Source organism: Salmonella sp. NW884, assembly GCF_051700745.1.
Classification (GTDB): domain Bacteria; phylum Pseudomonadota; class Gammaproteobacteria; order Enterobacterales; family Enterobacteriaceae; genus Salmonella; species Salmonella enterica.
On record NZ_JAMMDE010000016.1, the window covers coordinates 18434 to 35431 of the forward strand.

Genomic DNA, 16998 nt, shown 5'->3' on the forward strand with positions numbered 1-16998 from the left:
GATGAATTATGGCTATTGAGGTTGCACAACCCGTATTTAATGCCATAAACACCGCCACACAATCCCAGATGGCAAGCATGAATACAGTAATGTCAGTTATTGGAATTGTTATTGGCGGTTTCTGGATTGTTTATATTCAGATGAAATCTCTATATTGGTATTTTGACGGGCTTACGGTTATTTTCAAAGATATATTATTTACAATATTAAAAGCTAGTCTAATACTTTATATGGCATTGTCTGTTTCATGGTACAATAGTACAGTTATTCCTGTTGTTACAGACTTTCCTGTTTGGTTAGGTAATACTATTTCTGGAACCACTCATAACTCAGGTAACTTAGTGGATGGTTTGATTAATGCTTATTATGATGGGTTTATTGCTCTAGTTAATTCCATTAAGTTTAGTATATGGGATGCTGCTGGTAATACAATATTTATTGCAGTGTGTTCCGTTTTATTCTATGTTCTTGGTGGTCTCCCATTTCTTGGTGTTGCGATTGGTACTCTCATTACTCTAAAAGCAGCTACGGCGATTATATTAATATTGGGGCCTATATTTATTGGATTTCTTTTATTTCCTCAGACAAGCCAATATTTTTGGGGCTGGGTTGGAACTATTGGTGGTTTTATGTTGACGCAGGTGCTTTTTGCTGTAGTGCTAGGGCTCGAAATATCATATATAAATAATTTTATAATAAAGGACGGAGTTATAAATACAGATTTAATTGGTTGTTTATGTATTCTTTTGTACTTTGGGGCATTTACCATGCTTGCTACAGAATTACCTGGCTATGCTGCTTCAATCATGAGTGGCGCTCCTAGTGGAGGTGTCAGTGGCGTGGGCGGCCTTATCGGTAAAACGACTGGTGTAGGTGCCGCAAGAAAAATGAGCCGTACATTAGGTAGAACTTTGGTTAACAGGTTTAATAAAAATCGCTTAGGGCCGGGGTGAGTAAAAAAATTTAATATCTTAAATTTTTACTAAGCATTTGAATCCTGCATTTTTCTTCGATTTCTTTTATTTAACCTGGTAAATAAATTATGAATATATCCATCGCTTTGTGCGTGGCGTTTTATGCTGCGCTTTTGCCATTCCCGGAGGAGTAGATGTTATTTGGTAAAGGAAAGAAAAAAATAGATGAAGAACGCCAGTTACATTATGGTGATGGGAAACTGGAGAAAAAGAATAGCGAAGTAATACAGGACATCCGGGCTTATACAATGGCCGCTCGTTGGTTCGAAAAACGTGTGGCTGAAGACTACCGAAAAAAAGCCAGGAACAGCCGTAGGCTGTCTATATTTTTCGGTATTCTTGCTTTTGCATCTGTTATTGCTGTTATGGGGCTTACACCATTAAAAACGGTGGAGACAACTATTATCCGTGTTGACCGGAATAGTGGTTATATGGATGTGATTCGTCCAGGATGGAAAAAAGAAGATACGAAAGAGGTTGCGGATGATAAACATTATATTTCGATGTATATACTGGCGCGTGAAAGATATAACTGGGCCAGTCAAAAAGCAAATTTTGCTATTGTCCAGCAACTTTCTTATCCAGATGTTTTTAATGAGTACAAAAATTTCCAACTTTCCAGTAAAGGATATGTAGCTACGTTAGGCTCATCCCGTCAAGTGGATGTATCGATTGACTCAATTGTGCCTTTACCTGTCAGCCATGAAAAGAAATTGGGTGAACGCGACGATATAAAAACGTATCAGGTACGTTTTTCACAATCGCTACTTGATGCAGAAGGCAAACCTGTTTCCGATATTGGTCAGCAGTTGAAGCTTGATGCCGATGGTAAACCTATTGCAGAACCAAAGCGTGTTTACTGGACGGCGATAATTTCTTTTGACTACAGAAATGCACCGTTAACCGAAGGGGCCGGATGGGTTAATCCGAAGGGATTCGGTGTACTTGCATATAGCAAAACACAGGAAATCCGGGAGGGGCGATGACCACTTTTCGCAAGGGATTTTTGGCATTAAGCCTTATAGCCACCTTGTTACCGAACGCCAGCGCTGAAATCGCAGGAAAGGGATCTGCGCATGATGGGAGAATCCAGACAGCTACTTACAGCCCGGATAACGTTTTTCGTATCTACGCAATGAAAGATCGCGTGACGATGATACGTCTGGAGGACGGCGAAACTATTGATAGCGATGATGGAGCTATGAATGTTGGTAAGCCTGGAGATCCAAAAAATCGTGAATGGATTTTGGGCGCTAACAAGAGAGGGAGTGTGATCATGATTAAGCCCAGCCGCTATGCGGAGGAGCCGGAAACAAACATGATCATCAATACTAATCGTCGCACTTATTTAATAGAACTGAAGTTGGCTAAATCGCTGGCCTCCATGACATACATGCTGCGTTTCGATTACCCCAAACCTGCACCTGTGGGAGAAACACCATTCAAAGGACGTGACCTTAACGTTAACCCTTGTGACGGGAAAATTAACACTCAGTACCAGCGACGCGGTGATATAGCGATTTCGCCATATCAGGTATGGGATAACGGTACTTTTACCTGTTTCCGGTTCCCGACGAACGCCCCGCGTCCGGTTATTTATGAAGTGTTACCAGACGGCACTGAAAGCATGGTCAACATGAGAACAGTAAATGATATTACGGTTGTTCATGGAGTCAGTCAGGAATTTCGTCTTCGCCTGAATAAGTTGGTAATGGCTGTTCGTTCTAAGGTGCCAAATACCGGCTGGTATAACTATAACGGCACCACCACGGGTGAGATTCGGGAGGTGAAAAAGTGAATCAGGATGAACAATTATCACCAGACCAGAAGAAGGATAGTTCTCCTGTAACATCGTCAGAGTCCCGGAGCGGGAATAAGAATGTAGGTCAGGGGGCTTTTTCTTTAAAACCGGCGAGTCGAAAGAAGCCGATTGACTGGAAAATTGTTGGCGTAATTGCCGGAGGGATCATTATTACGCTTATGATCATCATCTCGTTTGCGGCAGCGGTGATCAAAAGCAATGCGAGACCGGAACCTGAAATTGATGAGTCAAAAGTCAATGCTGAAGCAGTTACGCAGGTCAACCGGACGCCTGAAGATGTGATGGGCGCATTTATGGAGAAGAACCGACACTCGATCAGTGATTCTTCTGCGGGAAAGAAAACAGATGTCAATCAGAAGGATACTGCCCAAGCGAAAGATACCACAGAAACGGCCATCAAAACTAAGCCAGCAGAAGATGCAGAATATTATGATAAAACTCCGCCAGTACGGGAGGAGGAAGATATGTTTTCTCCTGTCACGCGCTTTGACTCGGCAGGTATAAGTCAGGGGGTTGGAGGTAGTTCGTCAGGCCGTTCTTCTTCTGATACTGAAGAACGTCTCCGCGCATTTGCTAATGCAGATCCAGACGAACTGGTGAAACAAGCGCTCGCAAATCAGGGAGGAGGTGACGACAACGGTTTGTCTGGAGGCTCCAGTGGGCGTGGTTCTGTGCGGGCGTTATTAGGCAGTTCAGGCGAATACGCAATGACAAGGGCTCGTCGCTCCCCTGAGCGTAAGTTTCTACTGAAGCGTCAGACCAGGTTCCAGTGTGTCCTGTACAATCGCGTCAAAACGGATTATCCGGGATTTGTCAGTTGTTATCTGTTACGACCGTTGTACTCATCTGATGGTAGTGTCATCCTGGCTGAAGCTGGGGCTGAATTGACGGGGGAGCAGACGGTAGAAGTGAAGGCTGGTCAAAGTAGTGTTTTCACTTCCTGGAGTGAACTTGAAACCGCGCCGGATGGGATTCGTGCTTCATTGAGTGGGCTGGGAACAGATCCTATGGGTAGTAGCGGCACTGAAGCGTATGTAGATAATCATTACGGGAAAAAATTTGGCGGTGCGGTGATGCTTTCCTTTATTCAGGATGCGTTAGGTTCTGTTTCAAATCTGACAAAAAGGAATTCTGGGAATGGATACACGGTAGAAAACTCAGAACAGAATGCGGAAGATATGGCAAGTAAGGCGCTTGAAAATAGCATAAATATCCCACCAACGGGATATGTATTACCAGGAACAGTTATTACCGTGATAGTGGCTCAGGATATTGATTTCTCCAGCGTCTATAAAACCAGAACCTCTCGTTAAACTGATGGGAATAAGTACCCTGACGTTTCGGGTACTTTCTGTTTTTAATATTGTTTTTCTTATATTGAATTATCTGGTTGTGAATTAAATTTGGCGCTGTTTTATTATATTGTTGTCAGAGGTTTTTATGAAACTAATGGATATCGTCAGCAATTTTATTGAGCGTATTCCTCGCCGTCTTATCTGGGCGCTGGGAATGTTTTCGGTCGCATTAATAATAACTTTTTTAAAACCAGATACCCCGGCTCCTGTGAGTGAGCAGAAAACAGAATGCAGAGATATTTCTCGCCATCAAGGGGAATTACCCGAATCTTGTATTGAAAACCTGAAGGAGAAGTGAAGCCGTGAGTGATTTTGCATATGGCGACGTTTCTGGTTCGCTTCGCGAAGACGAACTGACATTGGGTTATCTGGAACAATCGGGGGTAACAGAAAGGCTAAAGCGGAAAGGGGTTACAGAAGTGGCTATTAATCGTCCCTTTGAGATCTGGATTGAAACCTCAGCGGATGGATGGTTGCGTGAAGAAGCCCCCTGGTTGACGTTGGATATGTGTGAACACCTGGCTTCTACACTGGCGGTATACAACCACAGGGCGTTATCCCCTCAGTCACCGATTAAAACGGTGGAGTTACCAGAAGGTGAGCGTGGTCAGTTGGTTATTCCCCCTGCATGTGAACGTGGAACCGTTTCTATGACATTCCGTAAGCCATCGTTGCAACGATTCACTTTGGATGACTATGTGTCCAGTGGTCGTTTCAGAAAGGCGAATCAAACTGTGAACAGGCAGAAGGAATTATTCGACTGGCAAAAAGAAATGAAACGGCTGATTGCTGCACGTGAATTCATTGAGTTTTTCCGGCTGGCTGTACAGCACAAACTTAATATTATCATTTTCGGTGGTACTGGCTCAGGTAAAACGACTTTTGCTAAAGCGGTGGTGGATGTTTACCCCAGAAATAAAAGATTACTGACGATTGAAGAACTGAATGAGATGAAGCTTCCTTATCACCTGAACCATGTACATCTTCTTTACGGAGATTACGTCACTCCGAAAGATCTGGTGTCGTGCTGTATGCGTATGAAAGGTGATCATATTTTGCTGGCAGAACTTACCGGGGATGAAGCGTGGGATTTTATGGAGCTACTGAATACGGGGCATCCGGGCACGATTACAACAGCACACGCTAACGGCAGTCTTCATGGTTATGCTCGTATTGCCGGGCTCATTAAGCAATCTGCTGTCGGGGCCGGGCTCGACTTCAGCTATATCGACAGACGGGTACGCACTTCTTTTGATGTGGTGATGTACATGGAGGATACCGAGATCCTCGATGTCACCTATGAACCTGAAGTTCAGTTGGCGCTCTTGAATGGCGCCAGTATCGAAAGCGCACTCTCATGCGTTCATTGAGGCCAATATGGAAAAACTAAAGCTGTTAGTCGTCATTCTCGTTCTGTGCTGTGTATTTTTTATTATCGGCCTGTACGCAGGAGGCTGGATGTGGCTTACGTTGTCTGGCGTACACGACAGAGCACCGTCATTATTTACCCTGATAAATCAGGGAGGGATCACATCACTGACTGACCGTTCCAGAATGTTGTTGCCCTGGGCGTGGGTCGTCACCGTTCTTATTACGTTCTTCCCGGCTGGAGTATCGCTTTTTGCTCTTACTGTTGGGCGTGACGGGAATCGAAAAGATTTACATGGTAATGCTCGTTTTGCCAACCGGCGCGAGTTACGCCGTATGTGGTATACCGGGCCTGAACAGGAGGATAAATACTGATGGGACAAAAAATTCCGAAAGGTTGGGCAATAGAGAATGGGCGCTGTATTCAGAAGAAAATAACCAGTTATCCTCCTATAATCTTTGGAAAAGATCCGTACAGTAATAATTTCCTGGCATCTTATGGGCAGACTTACCTGATACTTGCTGCGCCTCCGGCAAGTGGTAAAGGTGTCAGTATAGTTGTACCTAATCTGCTTACGTATCCGCATTCGGTTGTCGTCAACGACACCAAATTCGAAAACTTTTATTTGACGGCGGGATTTCGTAAAGCCTGCGGTCAGAAGGTATTTCGTTTTTCTCCGGAACGACTGGAAACGCACCACTGGAACCCGTTGAAGGTGATTAACAAAGACCCTTTATTCCGTCTCGGTGATACGCGGACCCTTACATCCTCGTTATATGTACCGGACAACATGAAGAACGCCAGTTGGTTTTCGAAAGCTGGGGATGTGGTAACGGCCATTATTTTGTATCTCATAGAGACGCCGTCTTTGCCGTTAAGCTTGCCCCAGGTATATGAGATTGCAGCACAGGGAACCCGTCTTGGCGAATGGGCTCAGCGAGTGGTTGATGAGCGGCACGGCAGATCCGATGAATTATCTTCTGAAACTGTACGTGAGCTGGGGGTGATCATATCTGAATCGAAAGGCAAAGAGTTTTCCACGCTCATGTCCTTTGTCACTGGCCGCTTGAGTGTATACGGTGAAAAATTGGTAGCGCTGGCATTAACGGAAAGCGAAAACGAAGAAGAGAATATAGATTTCAGCAGATTACGTGTTGAACCAACCAGTATCTATTTTTGCGTAACTGAAGGTGCGCTAAAGAAATTTGGTCCTCTGATGAATCTGTTCTTTTCTCAGGCTATCCGTGAAAACAGTAAAGTTCTTCCGGAACAGGGAGGGAACTGCGAGGATGGATCGCTGCGGCTGAAATATCAGGTACTATTCCTGGAAGATGAGTTCGCGGTTATGGGACGTATTGAAGTAATGGAAACTGCACCGGCACTGACGCGAGGTGCAGGCTTACGTTATATCATCATCTTCCAGAACGAAAGTCAGATTTGCTCAGATAATTGTTACGGTCCTGAAGGTGGTAAAGCAGTAATGGAACCATTTCATATTAAAGTTGCATTTGCACCTGGTGATATAGATACGGCAAAAAAATACAGTGAACGTCTGGGAAATACGACGATTAAAGTTGCCTCAACCAACACGAACGTATCTGAAGGACAGCGCCGTTCTCGTGGACGAGGTTTTTCATTACAGGCAAGACCACTGATGCTCCCACAGGAAATTAATGAATTACCGTATAAGGAAGAACTGGTTTTTATTCAGCCTACAAAAAATAACCCGACAATGAATATGAGGGTAGAAAAGATTTTTTGGTATAAGGAACCAATATTTAAAGAAAGGGTGGATGAAAAAAAATACCCACTACCTGATATTCCTGAAGGTGATACTTCAAAAATTGAAGGGCTTGTTGTTCCAGTCAGACCCCCGGTGAAGAAAAATGTATCCATATCATCACCTGAAGGTGATGAGCTTAACGCGGAACAGAAACGCCGTATTATGGCTCCTGGTGTGGAATCAGAACAAGATGTTTATGAGGATGAATAAAAAAAGTATTTGTTGTGTATTTCATCTGCAATCTGTTTATCCCGCTCTTATAATGTATGCTTGATTTATTATGAATTGGGGAGTGAAAATGAAATTTTATTTTGTTGCTGTGATGATGTTTTGCTTTGTTGTGAATTCGGCATATGCAGAAAAAAATAAAGTTGATCCAAATGACCCTTGCGATGTTTATTTTTGTATGGCAGGCATGGTTTATGGTAATAAATCTGAATGTCAACCAGCTATAAAGAAATTCTTTAGTATACAATCATTCAAAAAACATCACCGTTTTAATCCCTCGAAAACTTTTAGAGAGAGAAGTAAATTTCTGGGGCAGTGTTCGACCGCCGATCCCGCTCATGTCAGTAAAATTATGAGTAAATTTGGCAGGATGAAGGGCTAGGAAAAACTGATAAAATAAAAGGCACGGAAATGTACAGAAAAAGACTGATACTTGCCGGGGTTCTTGCAAATATCCTTACAGGATGTAGTTCTCCGCCAAAATTAACGGAACCTGAAGGACAGTGGGTCGATTTTGACACGTCAGGGGCGATTGTCGGTACAGTTGCAACTTCTTCTCCGGCTTGCCTTAATTGCTGGCAGGAAATACAGGCACCGATACCAAAAGAGAGTACAGTAGCAAAACGGATATCCGCAACATCCACTTTGCTCTCATCACCATCTCCGGCCATAACCACTGCGCCAGTAGTTAAAATAAAAGAGCATACAGAAAGTAAACCGGATATGAAGAGTTTTGTCAGCAAGGACGGTGAGAAAGTACCACTGTATAAAGCATTACGTGAAATAATTCCTGCTGAATGGAAGGTAAATTTGTCACCTCCGGTTGTGGAGAAATTTACCCATAATGTCTCATGGAAGGGAAATGACCAATGGCCGTATGTATTAAGAAAGATGCTTGTATCCTACGGATTAAAGGCCGAGATAAACGACAAAAAAGCTGAAATTGTCATTCTGTATGCACAGCAAGCAAACGTTCCGGTCAAATCTGTAACGCCATCGGCTAACCCACTGATAACACGGCTATCGGAAACCATAGTTCTGAAACCCCCTGTAGTGCCGGTTGTGACACAGGGTATCTTGCCTCCGGTTAAGAAAAATGCACCGTTAATTAAACCTGCCCCTGTGCCGGTGCTAAAAGTCTGGACTCTGGATAAAGGAACAACTTTACAGAAAGGATTTAATTCCTGGGTCGAAAAAGAAATTTGTCCGACAGCGAAGAGAAAATGGACGGTTCGATGGGATACCGATACTGATTATCCTATTGACTATCCTCTGACATTCCGTGCTAAAAACTTTGAAGAAGCGACAGACCAGCTCTTCCTTCTTTACCAGCAGGCCCAGATTCCCTTATATGCAAGTGGCTACAGGAATCAGTGTCTGATTATAATTCATGAGAGGAAATAAAATGGATTTAAATTTTTGTGGATTTTTTTGAAATAAGCAATATCGTAATTAATAATTAAATCCATTAGTGGTTAGTCATCAGTCGAATACCTTAATTTCAGGTTATCATATTTATGAACAAAAAAATTATAGCGTCAGCTATTGCTGTTGGTGCGTTATTGCTTTTGTCGCTTTCAGGATGCACCATTCAACGAATGAATGAAGTGAAAAAGAGAGCTGAAGATACTGGAGTTAAAGCATCTTCATTAGTTCGCCAGATGGGGGATAACTACCCTGTAGTCCAGTTTAAAAATAGCCAGTATATAAATACGACTCCTTTGCCAAAGCCTAAATACGATGCGCCGCGTCAGGTGGTTAACTGCAATATTCAGTATTTAACCGTCAAACCCCAGGATATATTTGAATTAAGTCAGGATCTCAGTGAACAGTGCCATATTCGCTTTCGCGTATCTCCCGATGCCTCTGCATATCTGGGGACGGTCGGCGCTGGTAGTGGTGTGACACAGCGTCTGACTGATGTTCCATCTCCGGTAATTAACAGTGGCGAAATGAAGCCGCTGGCGATGTTTGGTGCTCAGGCAAATAATAATGCAACTCCGGCTACAGTTGCTACCAGGAAGATTACGGATATCAGGTACTCTGGCCCGCTGGGGCGTTTCCTTGATCTTATTACTGGAAGGCTTGGTATTTCATGGAAATATGAGAACGGGGAGGTAATTTTTTACTACCTGGAAACGAAGCGCTTTGATATTCAACCAGCCGATGCTTCCTACAAACTCACAGGGACAGTCACCAGTGGGTTATCGAGCTCTACTGGCACGGACAGCAGTAATTCTGGTGGCGGCTCAGATTCTGGTGTGTCCGGGTCAGGTGGATCAACAATGTCCTCAACCGTTGGTATGGGGAACGACCTGTATAAGGATTTAAAAACCACTGTCGAGAGCATGTTAACTCCGGGTGTTGGCCGCCTTAGTCTTAACTCGACGACGGGAACGATGATGGTGACGGATGTACCGGAAGTTGTTCGTCAGGTTGGCGAGTATATAGAAGATGAAAACAGTACGCTCAGTAAGCAGGTAATTCTCAAGGTTGTGACATATACCGTTAATACGGATACCAGCGATCTCGTTGGAATCGACTGGAACCTTGTCTGGAAATCTCTTAGCGGCAAATACGGTATTAAGCTGGCGAATAGCAGCCGTACCGGTTCAGATGATGCAATTACCGGTGGGTTTAGTGTCCTTGATACGGCTGAAGGGGCTGCAAAACAGTTTGCCGGGACGTCATTCCTGCTGGATGCACTTTCACAGCAGGTTCGGGTAGCAGATGTCAAAACCAACACGGTGATGACAACAAATATGGCTGCGGCACCTGTGCTGGTAGGCCAGCAGACTACATATCTGAAAAGTTCTGAATCGACACCTTACGTTTCAGGAAATTCAACCGTTACGACTCAGACCCTCACGCCGGGCAGTGTAACGACAGGTACAAACATCACGATCTTCCCGAAAATCCTCAAGAACTCCGATCGTCTGATGTTAAATATGTTCATGGATATATCTTCACTCAAGAATATGCGTGTTATTACCTCAGATACGCAGAAGCTTGAGGCTCCTAACGTTGATACTCGCTCATTACAGCAACGTGTATGGCTGAAACCGGGTCAGACGCTTGTGATGTCCGGATTTGAGCAAAATACGGATAATTCAACCCGTAAGGGCGTTGGTGAGCCGGAAAATATTGCGTTTGGCGGTTCATTATCCGGAGCTAAAACTAAGCAAACTTTTGTTATTACGGTGACGCCTTATGTTCGCTAAAAAGAAGCTTCGACTCAGAACGGAAAAAGTGAAGTCCACGGAAAATAGTGATGCTGATGCCGCAATCCGAATCCTGAAGATTCACGGTTATCGTTTTGTGGTTGGGCTTAAATGGGAACTGATCAAGGCCCAGCGCAACATTATGAAGGAAGTTCGCCGGATAGGACGGATTCGCAATCTTGACGTTGTTGCGCTCAGGCAGGCCGAGGCGATACAGGCTGGATTTGCACCGAAAACCCGGCAGAAACTTCGGGGAACTTACTCATTGATTGTCGCGCTGGCCTCACTGATGGATGGTGCCTGCATTGCGGTGATCCCGCTCGGTAAAAATCATCACGGGAAGGATGAATTCACGTTGCTGGGACGTACAGCAAAAGGAACCATCCACCCTGGTTCGGACCGTATACTTGGTCATGACGAAATCGGCCAGGCCGTTGTTGATCTGCGTCAGGATATGGCCGGAAACCGTCAGGACGTCATTCCGGTATATGGCGATCCTGATATCGGTAGTTGGGTGACAGATGTTCTGGATCTGGACGCCATACTTACTCCTGGCAATATCCGCAAAGATTTTCGATTGCGGCCGCTACGCTGGGGAATGACCCGAACACAGCTACTTTGGTTTGTCAGTGCGCTCTTCGTTTTACTTCTTGTGTTGATTTTTTACCTCAAATGGCTCAATGAGCAGGAACGACAGCGGGCCATTGCCATACAAGTGAAGATACAGCAACAGGAAGAGGTTAATCGTAAAGCGAGATACAAGGCTGCGCTCGATAAACTGCGCCATCCGTGGATAAACACATCATCCGTACAGGATTTTCTTACCGGATGTGAAGTAGCGCTTAAACGGCTACGCCTGTCCATTGAGGGCTGGGAGCTTTCTGGAATGAAGTGTGACCAGAGCGGGATGAGTGCGAGCTACAACCGACCTAATAACTCCGTTGCTACTGCTGAAAAGTTTGTGGCGGCTGTGCGAAAGATTTACGGCATAGAGCCGGAGGTCAATTTCAAAAGCACATCTGTATCTGTATTCACTCTCCCGCACACGTTGCCGCCCAACGGCGATGATCCGATGAACAATATGGGTGAGCAACTGGTGAAGGTTATCTCACTGTTCCAGAGCGTGAATATTCAGGCGTCATTCAGTGCAGTGCCTGTCAATGACGTGAAGAAAAACGAGCAGGGAGAAGATATGCCATTACAGGACTGGCAGGAATATACCTTCAGCGTGGATACAGCCGTTCCGCCACAACTGGTATTCAGGAACGACGAATTCACCGGGGTACGCATTAATAACATTATTTATGAAATTGGTCAGGCCGGGGAGCTGGCCTACAAAATTACGGGGACGGTCTATGGCGAATACAAACGCAAATAAATATTTGGGGGCAGGCTTAGGCTTGTTGTTACTTTCCTTTTGTTTTATGGCCGGGGCAGAAGATTTGACCGGAACCGCCTGGGATCTGGATACCCTGCAAAAACAGCGGGTTCTCTATGAAGCTCAGGCGGCGGTCAAAAAAGCACAGGCAGAGGCTGAAGGCGTGGGGGGAAGTATCAGCACAGGTACGCTCTCATCGTCGACCGGCGAGGCCGGTTCGGGTATGCGAAATACCGTGTCTGCCACACCGGACATAACGCCGCAACTGGTGAAAATTAACGGAAGAAATGCGGTGATCAGTATGCCTGGCGGTAAGACAATAACGGTTAACTCCGGACAGATGCTACCTGGCGGACGCTGGCAAGTAGTGAGTGTCAGCCTCAATGGGGTGAAGGTGCGCAATATCTCCACCCGACGTGAAGAGATACTGAACTGACAGGAATAATATTAATGAGCGAAAACAGTCAGAACGAAAGACCTGGCAGTGTTGAAAGCCGGTTTTCTGAACGTACCCACAGTTGCATTAACCTCCGTCAGTTATTGAAGGGGGAAAGCATTATCGCTGATATCCAGGATAGTGTCCTGTTGTTGAAAAATACGGAAGATAACACCTGCCAGTTTCTGGTGCTGGATAAACTGAATCAGACGCCTCTTTATCTGGAGTTAATTGCAAAGCTTCGGCAGAGCGGGCATCGTCCTGAAGTTATTTGGGTCAACAACGAAGAAATGGCTCAGGTAGCATGGAAGTTTGATGCAGGACAAGAAAATGAGCAGCCTGAAGACGAGGCCAGTCTGCAAGGTAAAGTAAAAGATCTTCTCGCCCGTGCAGTCGCTGTTGGCGCGTCAGATATGCACTTATATGTCAGTGACCACTATTTCCGTGTCTGGTTTCGTGTTGATGGTATACGCCGTCCGTTCCATGAATTTGATGATTCAGCGAGTAACGGCAGGCGTCTGATTCAGTCGATGTTTAATACCATGTGTGCAGGTCAGAGTACCAACACATTGAGCTATACACAGTCTGCAGATGCCCGTTTCCGCGAAGAGTTCGTAACAGAATTTGGCCTCAGTACCGCGCGAGTTGCCACTCGCCCTGGGGGAGACAACCGGATTCTGGTCGCGATACGTCCCATCAGCAAACGCAAGGAGTCGCTGGCGCTTGACTCGTTAGGCATGACGCCACAACAGATAGCGTCAGTCCGCCGTGCGGCAAGAAAGATCACCGGCATTATTGTCGCTAACGGACCTACCGGGCATGGTAAGTCCACGCTGTTACAGTGCCTTGCCGAAATGGTTCTCAGAGAAGACCCCGGTATACACCTTATTACCGTGGAAGATCCCGTAGAATCTCCGATTTTTGGAGCGATTCAAACTCCTTTGATGGAGGAGTGGCCTGAAGCGATACGAAATCTACTGCGTCTTGACCCGGATACCATTTATTACGGAGAGGCGCGTGATGCCGAGTCTGTCTATGGTGTGATTGAAGCGGCACAAACCGGGCATGAAGTGTTGACTACGACGCATACTACCTGGGCCATTGATGTTCTCCAGCGCTGGAAACGCTTTGGTGTTGATGAGAGCTATCTGACAGATCCCACATTGATTACCTGCCTTGTGGGGATTCGACTGACGCCGTTGTTGTGCCCGGATTGCAAACAGCCGTATTCCGGGCATCGTGACAGTGTTGAGCCGGAGATCGCAGAAATTATTGCCAGGTACACCCGACCGGAAGGGGTATTCAGCCGCAATCCGGCAGGGTGTCCGGCGTGTAAATTTACGGGGTTTCGTGGACGTACTGGCGTTTTTGAGGTCATCGAGACGGATCGAAAATTCATGTCATTATACCAGCGGGAAGGAAAATTTGCCGCCTGGCAATACTGGAAACAAAAGGGGAATACCTCCCTGGCAGAAAACCTTATCAGTCTGATTAATGATGGTCTGGTAGATCCTGTAACGGGCCATACCAAAGTCTGTAACCTGAACAGAGATGAGACTTTTAATGAACCGGATTAAACGCTGGATTTATCAGAAAACGTTTAATGCCTCAGATCGCATGGAAATATATGATAATTTTCGTCAGTATTTGCTCGATGGTTTGAGTGCGCAAATAACCTTTGAAAAACTCATTGATAATTACACACGACGAGGTAAAAAAACGGGCGACCCAATAGGCGAAATTCTGACGGAATGTAGCCAGAATCTTAAAGCGGGCTTTTCCCTTGCTGAATCCTTTAAAGAGTGGATACCTGATCAGGAACTCAGTATTATTGAGTCCTGTGATAAAGCCGGGAAACTGGCTGATGGATTTAAAAATGCCATGATTATTGCAGAAGGCACAGATAAAATTTCCGGTTCTGTCTGGTCAACGTTATTAAATTTTGGTTATATCCAGTCTTTAGCTATCGGTCTGGTTGCTATTTTTTGTATAACGTTAGTACCAACGATAAAACAAAGTGTCCCGCTGGAAAAATGGAATACATTACAGACTGGTGTCTGGTATTTCTATTTAGCAATTACAGATTACTGGTATCTGATGCTGGCTGTCGTTGTTGCATTAGCCGTTACGGTCTATAGATCGTTGTCCGTCTGGACGGGTAATCTCCGTTTCTGGTTTGACCGCTTTCCACCCTGGTCGGTGTACAGGCGGTTACAGGGAGCCTCGTTTATTCTCAACGTGAATGCCATGTTATCTGCCGGCATTCCGATAGAAACCGCTATTCGTGGGATGTTTGAGTCCAGTACCTCTCCGTGGCTACTGGAGCGGCTGGAGGCCATATTGAGGAACATTGAGGCAGGGGAGAAAAACCTGGGGGCGGCTATGGATGCCACCGGCTACGAGTTTCCAGGGGAGGATGCCATCATTAAGATGCAGAGCCTCTTTGAAACCGCGAATCAGGAAAACTCTCTACATCGTTTTGCTGATAAATGGCTGGAAAAGACGGTGAAGACGGTTGAGAAGTCAGGAACAGTCATTCAGGTGATGGGATATTTTGGAATAGCTATTGCGATTCTGTTACTTATTCTGGTGATGTCCGATCTTATTCAGCAGGCATTCTTTATATGATGTGATTACTAATCACAATAGCACTTCTTCGTTGTGTATCATAAATAATCTGGAGAAGTATAAAATGAAATCGAGGGAAAATAAAAAGAAATCGAGGAGAAATAAAAAGAAATCGGGGGAAATTGGTGGGGTGTCATTTTATCCCCCCCCGATTAACATTACAGACCAAATTTTTTGTATGGGTGTTATGTTTGTTTTTCTGGTAGTTGTTATGGTTGCTTGTGTCTATTCAGTTCACAGTAAACTTGGGGTTTTTGGGGTTTGTTTGTCATAAATAACATGGAGTAAATTGAAAATGAAATTAAAGAAAGTTAAACGTGGTTTGATAAACATTACAGACCAGAGTGTTAATATGGGGGTTATTTTTCTTGTCCTGGGGATTGTGGCTGCTGTTGGCTATACAGTCTACAGTAAGTTCTGGGCTGTAAATGAAACGAATGTCATCAGTAATATTATTAATGAGGTTCGAAATATGGGAGAAGGTAATGGTGGCTATGGAACAGCCAATTATAACCAGGCCATTATCAACTCGGAAGCTATTTCAAGTAAGGTAAAATATTCCGGTACGACGATTTACAATCATTCTGGTGGCACAATTACCGTTGTTGGTGCAAATACCGGATTTACAGTGACCAGTACAGGGCTTTCCAAAAAGGATTGTATTAATATGGCTTCGCAACTCGGCACAGCAGATATGGCTTCAACAAAAATTAATTCAACATCTGTCACTGGTGTGGTGTCGACAATTGCGGCAACCGCAGCCTGTACTTCTGACAGTAACACGGTAGCGTTCACTACGAGGGGCTGACAGGAGGAACGCCGGGTACGCTGTTGTGCCCGGCAAACAGGAGCGTGCCACATGAACCGATTAAACGAATTGAGTTTTATTGACCTGTATCTCGGAGAAGGATTTGCTGAAATAAAGGGAATGAAAGGCGCAAGTGCATATCTGACCGATTTGCCGGATATCTACCAGAGCGATGCCTTTGAACTCAGGAACGCGTGCAACGAAATTCATTTCAGCACGCATAAAACGGAATTTTCCTTACGCTATGACGGGCGCATTTACCGTGTGACGGTCGTTTGCAATGACTGGTCGGGAGCCAGTTTTGTGATCCGCCAGACGCCGGAACGTATCCTGCCCTTTACCGATGTGCCACTCAGTACACCATTACGTAGCTCCATCACTCGTCCTGGTGCAACCGGATTGTGCCTGATTGCTGGCGAAATGGGATCGGGGAAGACGACTACTGCTGCCTCAGTGTTACGTCAGCGTATTGAGATAACAGGGAGTCTGGGGGTATCCATTGAAGATCCTATAGAAACACTGCTGCATGGCCGACACGGTAACGGGCGGTGCCTCCAGCTCGAAGTTAGTCAGAATGAATCGTATTCAACAGCGACGAAAAAGGCCCTGCGCATGGGAGCATCCTGCCTGCTGCTGGGGGAAATACGCGACGGGCAAACGGCACATGAGGTACTGAAAGCATCGTTGACAATGTTTGTCGTATCGACGATCCACGGTTCATCTGTCTATGAGGCCATTGAGCGTTACGTGATGTTTTGCGAGGAAATCAACCACAACGCGAAACAGAATGTAGCCAATACGCTGTACATCATCGCTCATCAGACAATGACCTCAGTACGACGTGGTGATAAGGCTACTGGCCGCAATATCAGCATCAACGCTTTTAATCTGGTGAACTGTACGCAGAACGCAGCCATCAAATCCAAAATCATGCAGGGCAATTATCGGGCCTTGCAGGATGAATTCAACGGTATCGAATACACCCTGTAATATGGA

Annotated in this window: 17 protein-coding genes; all 17 read left to right on the forward strand. The window is 45.2% G+C overall.

The annotated features are described in order from the left end of the window. Positions 1-8: 8 nt before the first annotated feature. The 17 genes from NA197_RS21960 (at position 9) to NA197_RS22040 (ending at position 16992) form a co-directional block, all read left to right on the forward strand. On the forward strand, positions 9-953 hold the full coding sequence (locus NA197_RS21960) for a type IV secretion system protein (RefSeq protein WP_001749312.1): 945 nt from the start codon (positions 9-11) through the stop codon (positions 951-953). Positions 954-1108: 155 nt separating this feature from the next. Next, positions 1109-1960: a virB8 family protein gene (locus NA197_RS21965; protein ID WP_000897122.1), complete on the forward strand. Its 852-nt coding sequence runs from the start codon at positions 1109-1111 to the stop codon at positions 1958-1960. Next, positions 1957-2772, forward strand: coding sequence for a TrbG/VirB9 family P-type conjugative transfer protein (locus tag NA197_RS21970; RefSeq protein WP_001749311.1), 816 nt, complete (start codon positions 1957-1959; stop codon positions 2770-2772). The genes NA197_RS21965 and NA197_RS21970 overlap by 4 nt, the downstream gene beginning before the upstream one ends. Next, the gene (locus tag NA197_RS21975) at positions 2769-4109 is read left to right on the forward strand and encodes a TrbI/VirB10 family protein (protein ID WP_001749310.1); all 1341 of its coding nucleotides are present in this window, start codon (positions 2769-2771) and stop codon (positions 4107-4109) included. The genes NA197_RS21970 and NA197_RS21975 overlap by 4 nt, the downstream gene beginning before the upstream one ends. A 127-nt stretch (positions 4110-4236) precedes the next feature. Continuing rightward, the gene (locus NA197_RS21980; protein ID WP_024139104.1) at positions 4237-4449 is read left to right on the forward strand and encodes a hypothetical protein; all 213 of its coding nucleotides are present in this window, start codon (positions 4237-4239) and stop codon (positions 4447-4449) included. Between the two features lie 4 nt (positions 4450-4453). Further along, the gene (gene virB11, locus NA197_RS21985; RefSeq protein WP_001749309.1) at positions 4454-5521 is read left to right on the forward strand and encodes a P-type DNA transfer ATPase VirB11; all 1068 of its coding nucleotides are present in this window, start codon (positions 4454-4456) and stop codon (positions 5519-5521) included. A 7-nt stretch (positions 5522-5528) separates the two neighbouring features. After that, positions 5529-5894 (forward strand): hypothetical protein, encoded by a 366-nt coding sequence (locus tag NA197_RS21990; RefSeq protein WP_001749308.1) that lies wholly within the window; start codon positions 5529-5531, stop codon positions 5892-5894. Further along, entirely contained in the window at positions 5894-7513 is a 1620-nt protein-coding gene (locus tag NA197_RS21995) for a type IV secretory system conjugative DNA transfer family protein (protein WP_140236369.1), read from the forward strand. The genes NA197_RS21990 and NA197_RS21995 overlap by 1 nt, the downstream gene beginning before the upstream one ends. Positions 7514-7601: 88 nt before the next feature. Beyond that, positions 7602-7913, forward strand: a complete 312-nt coding sequence (locus NA197_RS22000) for a TrbM/KikA/MpfK family conjugal transfer protein (protein ID WP_001749359.1) — start codon at positions 7602-7604, stop codon at positions 7911-7913. A gap of 29 nt (positions 7914-7942) precedes the next feature. After that, positions 7943-8935, forward strand: a complete 993-nt coding sequence (locus NA197_RS22005; protein ID WP_238560371.1) for a TcpQ domain-containing protein — start codon at positions 7943-7945, stop codon at positions 8933-8935. Between the two features lie 113 nt (positions 8936-9048). Next, positions 9049-10752, forward strand: a complete 1704-nt coding sequence (locus tag NA197_RS22010; RefSeq protein WP_024139111.1) for a PilN family type IVB pilus formation outer membrane protein — start codon at positions 9049-9051, stop codon at positions 10750-10752. Next, on the forward strand, positions 10742-12130 hold the full coding sequence (gene pilO2, locus NA197_RS22015) for a type 4b pilus protein PilO2 (protein WP_001749356.1): 1389 nt from the start codon (positions 10742-10744) through the stop codon (positions 12128-12130). The genes NA197_RS22010 and pilO2 overlap by 11 nt, the downstream gene beginning before the upstream one ends. Then, positions 12108-12566 carry a type IV pilus biogenesis protein PilP gene (gene pilP / locus NA197_RS22020; protein ID WP_001749355.1) on the forward strand — a complete coding sequence of 153 codons (459 nt, stop codon included), beginning with the start codon at positions 12108-12110 and terminating at the stop codon, positions 12564-12566. The genes pilO2 and pilP overlap by 23 nt, the downstream gene beginning before the upstream one ends. Positions 12567-12580: 14 nt before the next feature. Continuing rightward, entirely contained in the window at positions 12581-14143 is a 1563-nt protein-coding gene (locus tag NA197_RS22025) for a GspE/PulE family protein (RefSeq protein WP_001749354.1), read from the forward strand. Further along, complete coding sequence (locus tag NA197_RS22030; protein ID WP_001749353.1) at positions 14130-15194, forward strand: type II secretion system F family protein; 1065 nt, start codon at positions 14130-14132, stop codon at positions 15192-15194. Before NA197_RS22025 ends, NA197_RS22030 begins: the two co-directional genes overlap by 14 nt. Positions 15195-15489: 295 nt before the next feature. After that, entirely contained in the window at positions 15490-16002 is a 513-nt protein-coding gene (locus NA197_RS22035; RefSeq protein ID WP_001749351.1) for a type 4 pilus major pilin, read from the forward strand. Positions 16003-16053: 51 nt separating this feature from the next. After that, positions 16054-16992: an ATPase, T2SS/T4P/T4SS family gene (locus NA197_RS22040; RefSeq protein ID WP_001749350.1), complete on the forward strand. Its 939-nt coding sequence runs from the start codon at positions 16054-16056 to the stop codon at positions 16990-16992. Positions 16993-16998 lie beyond the last annotated feature (6 nt).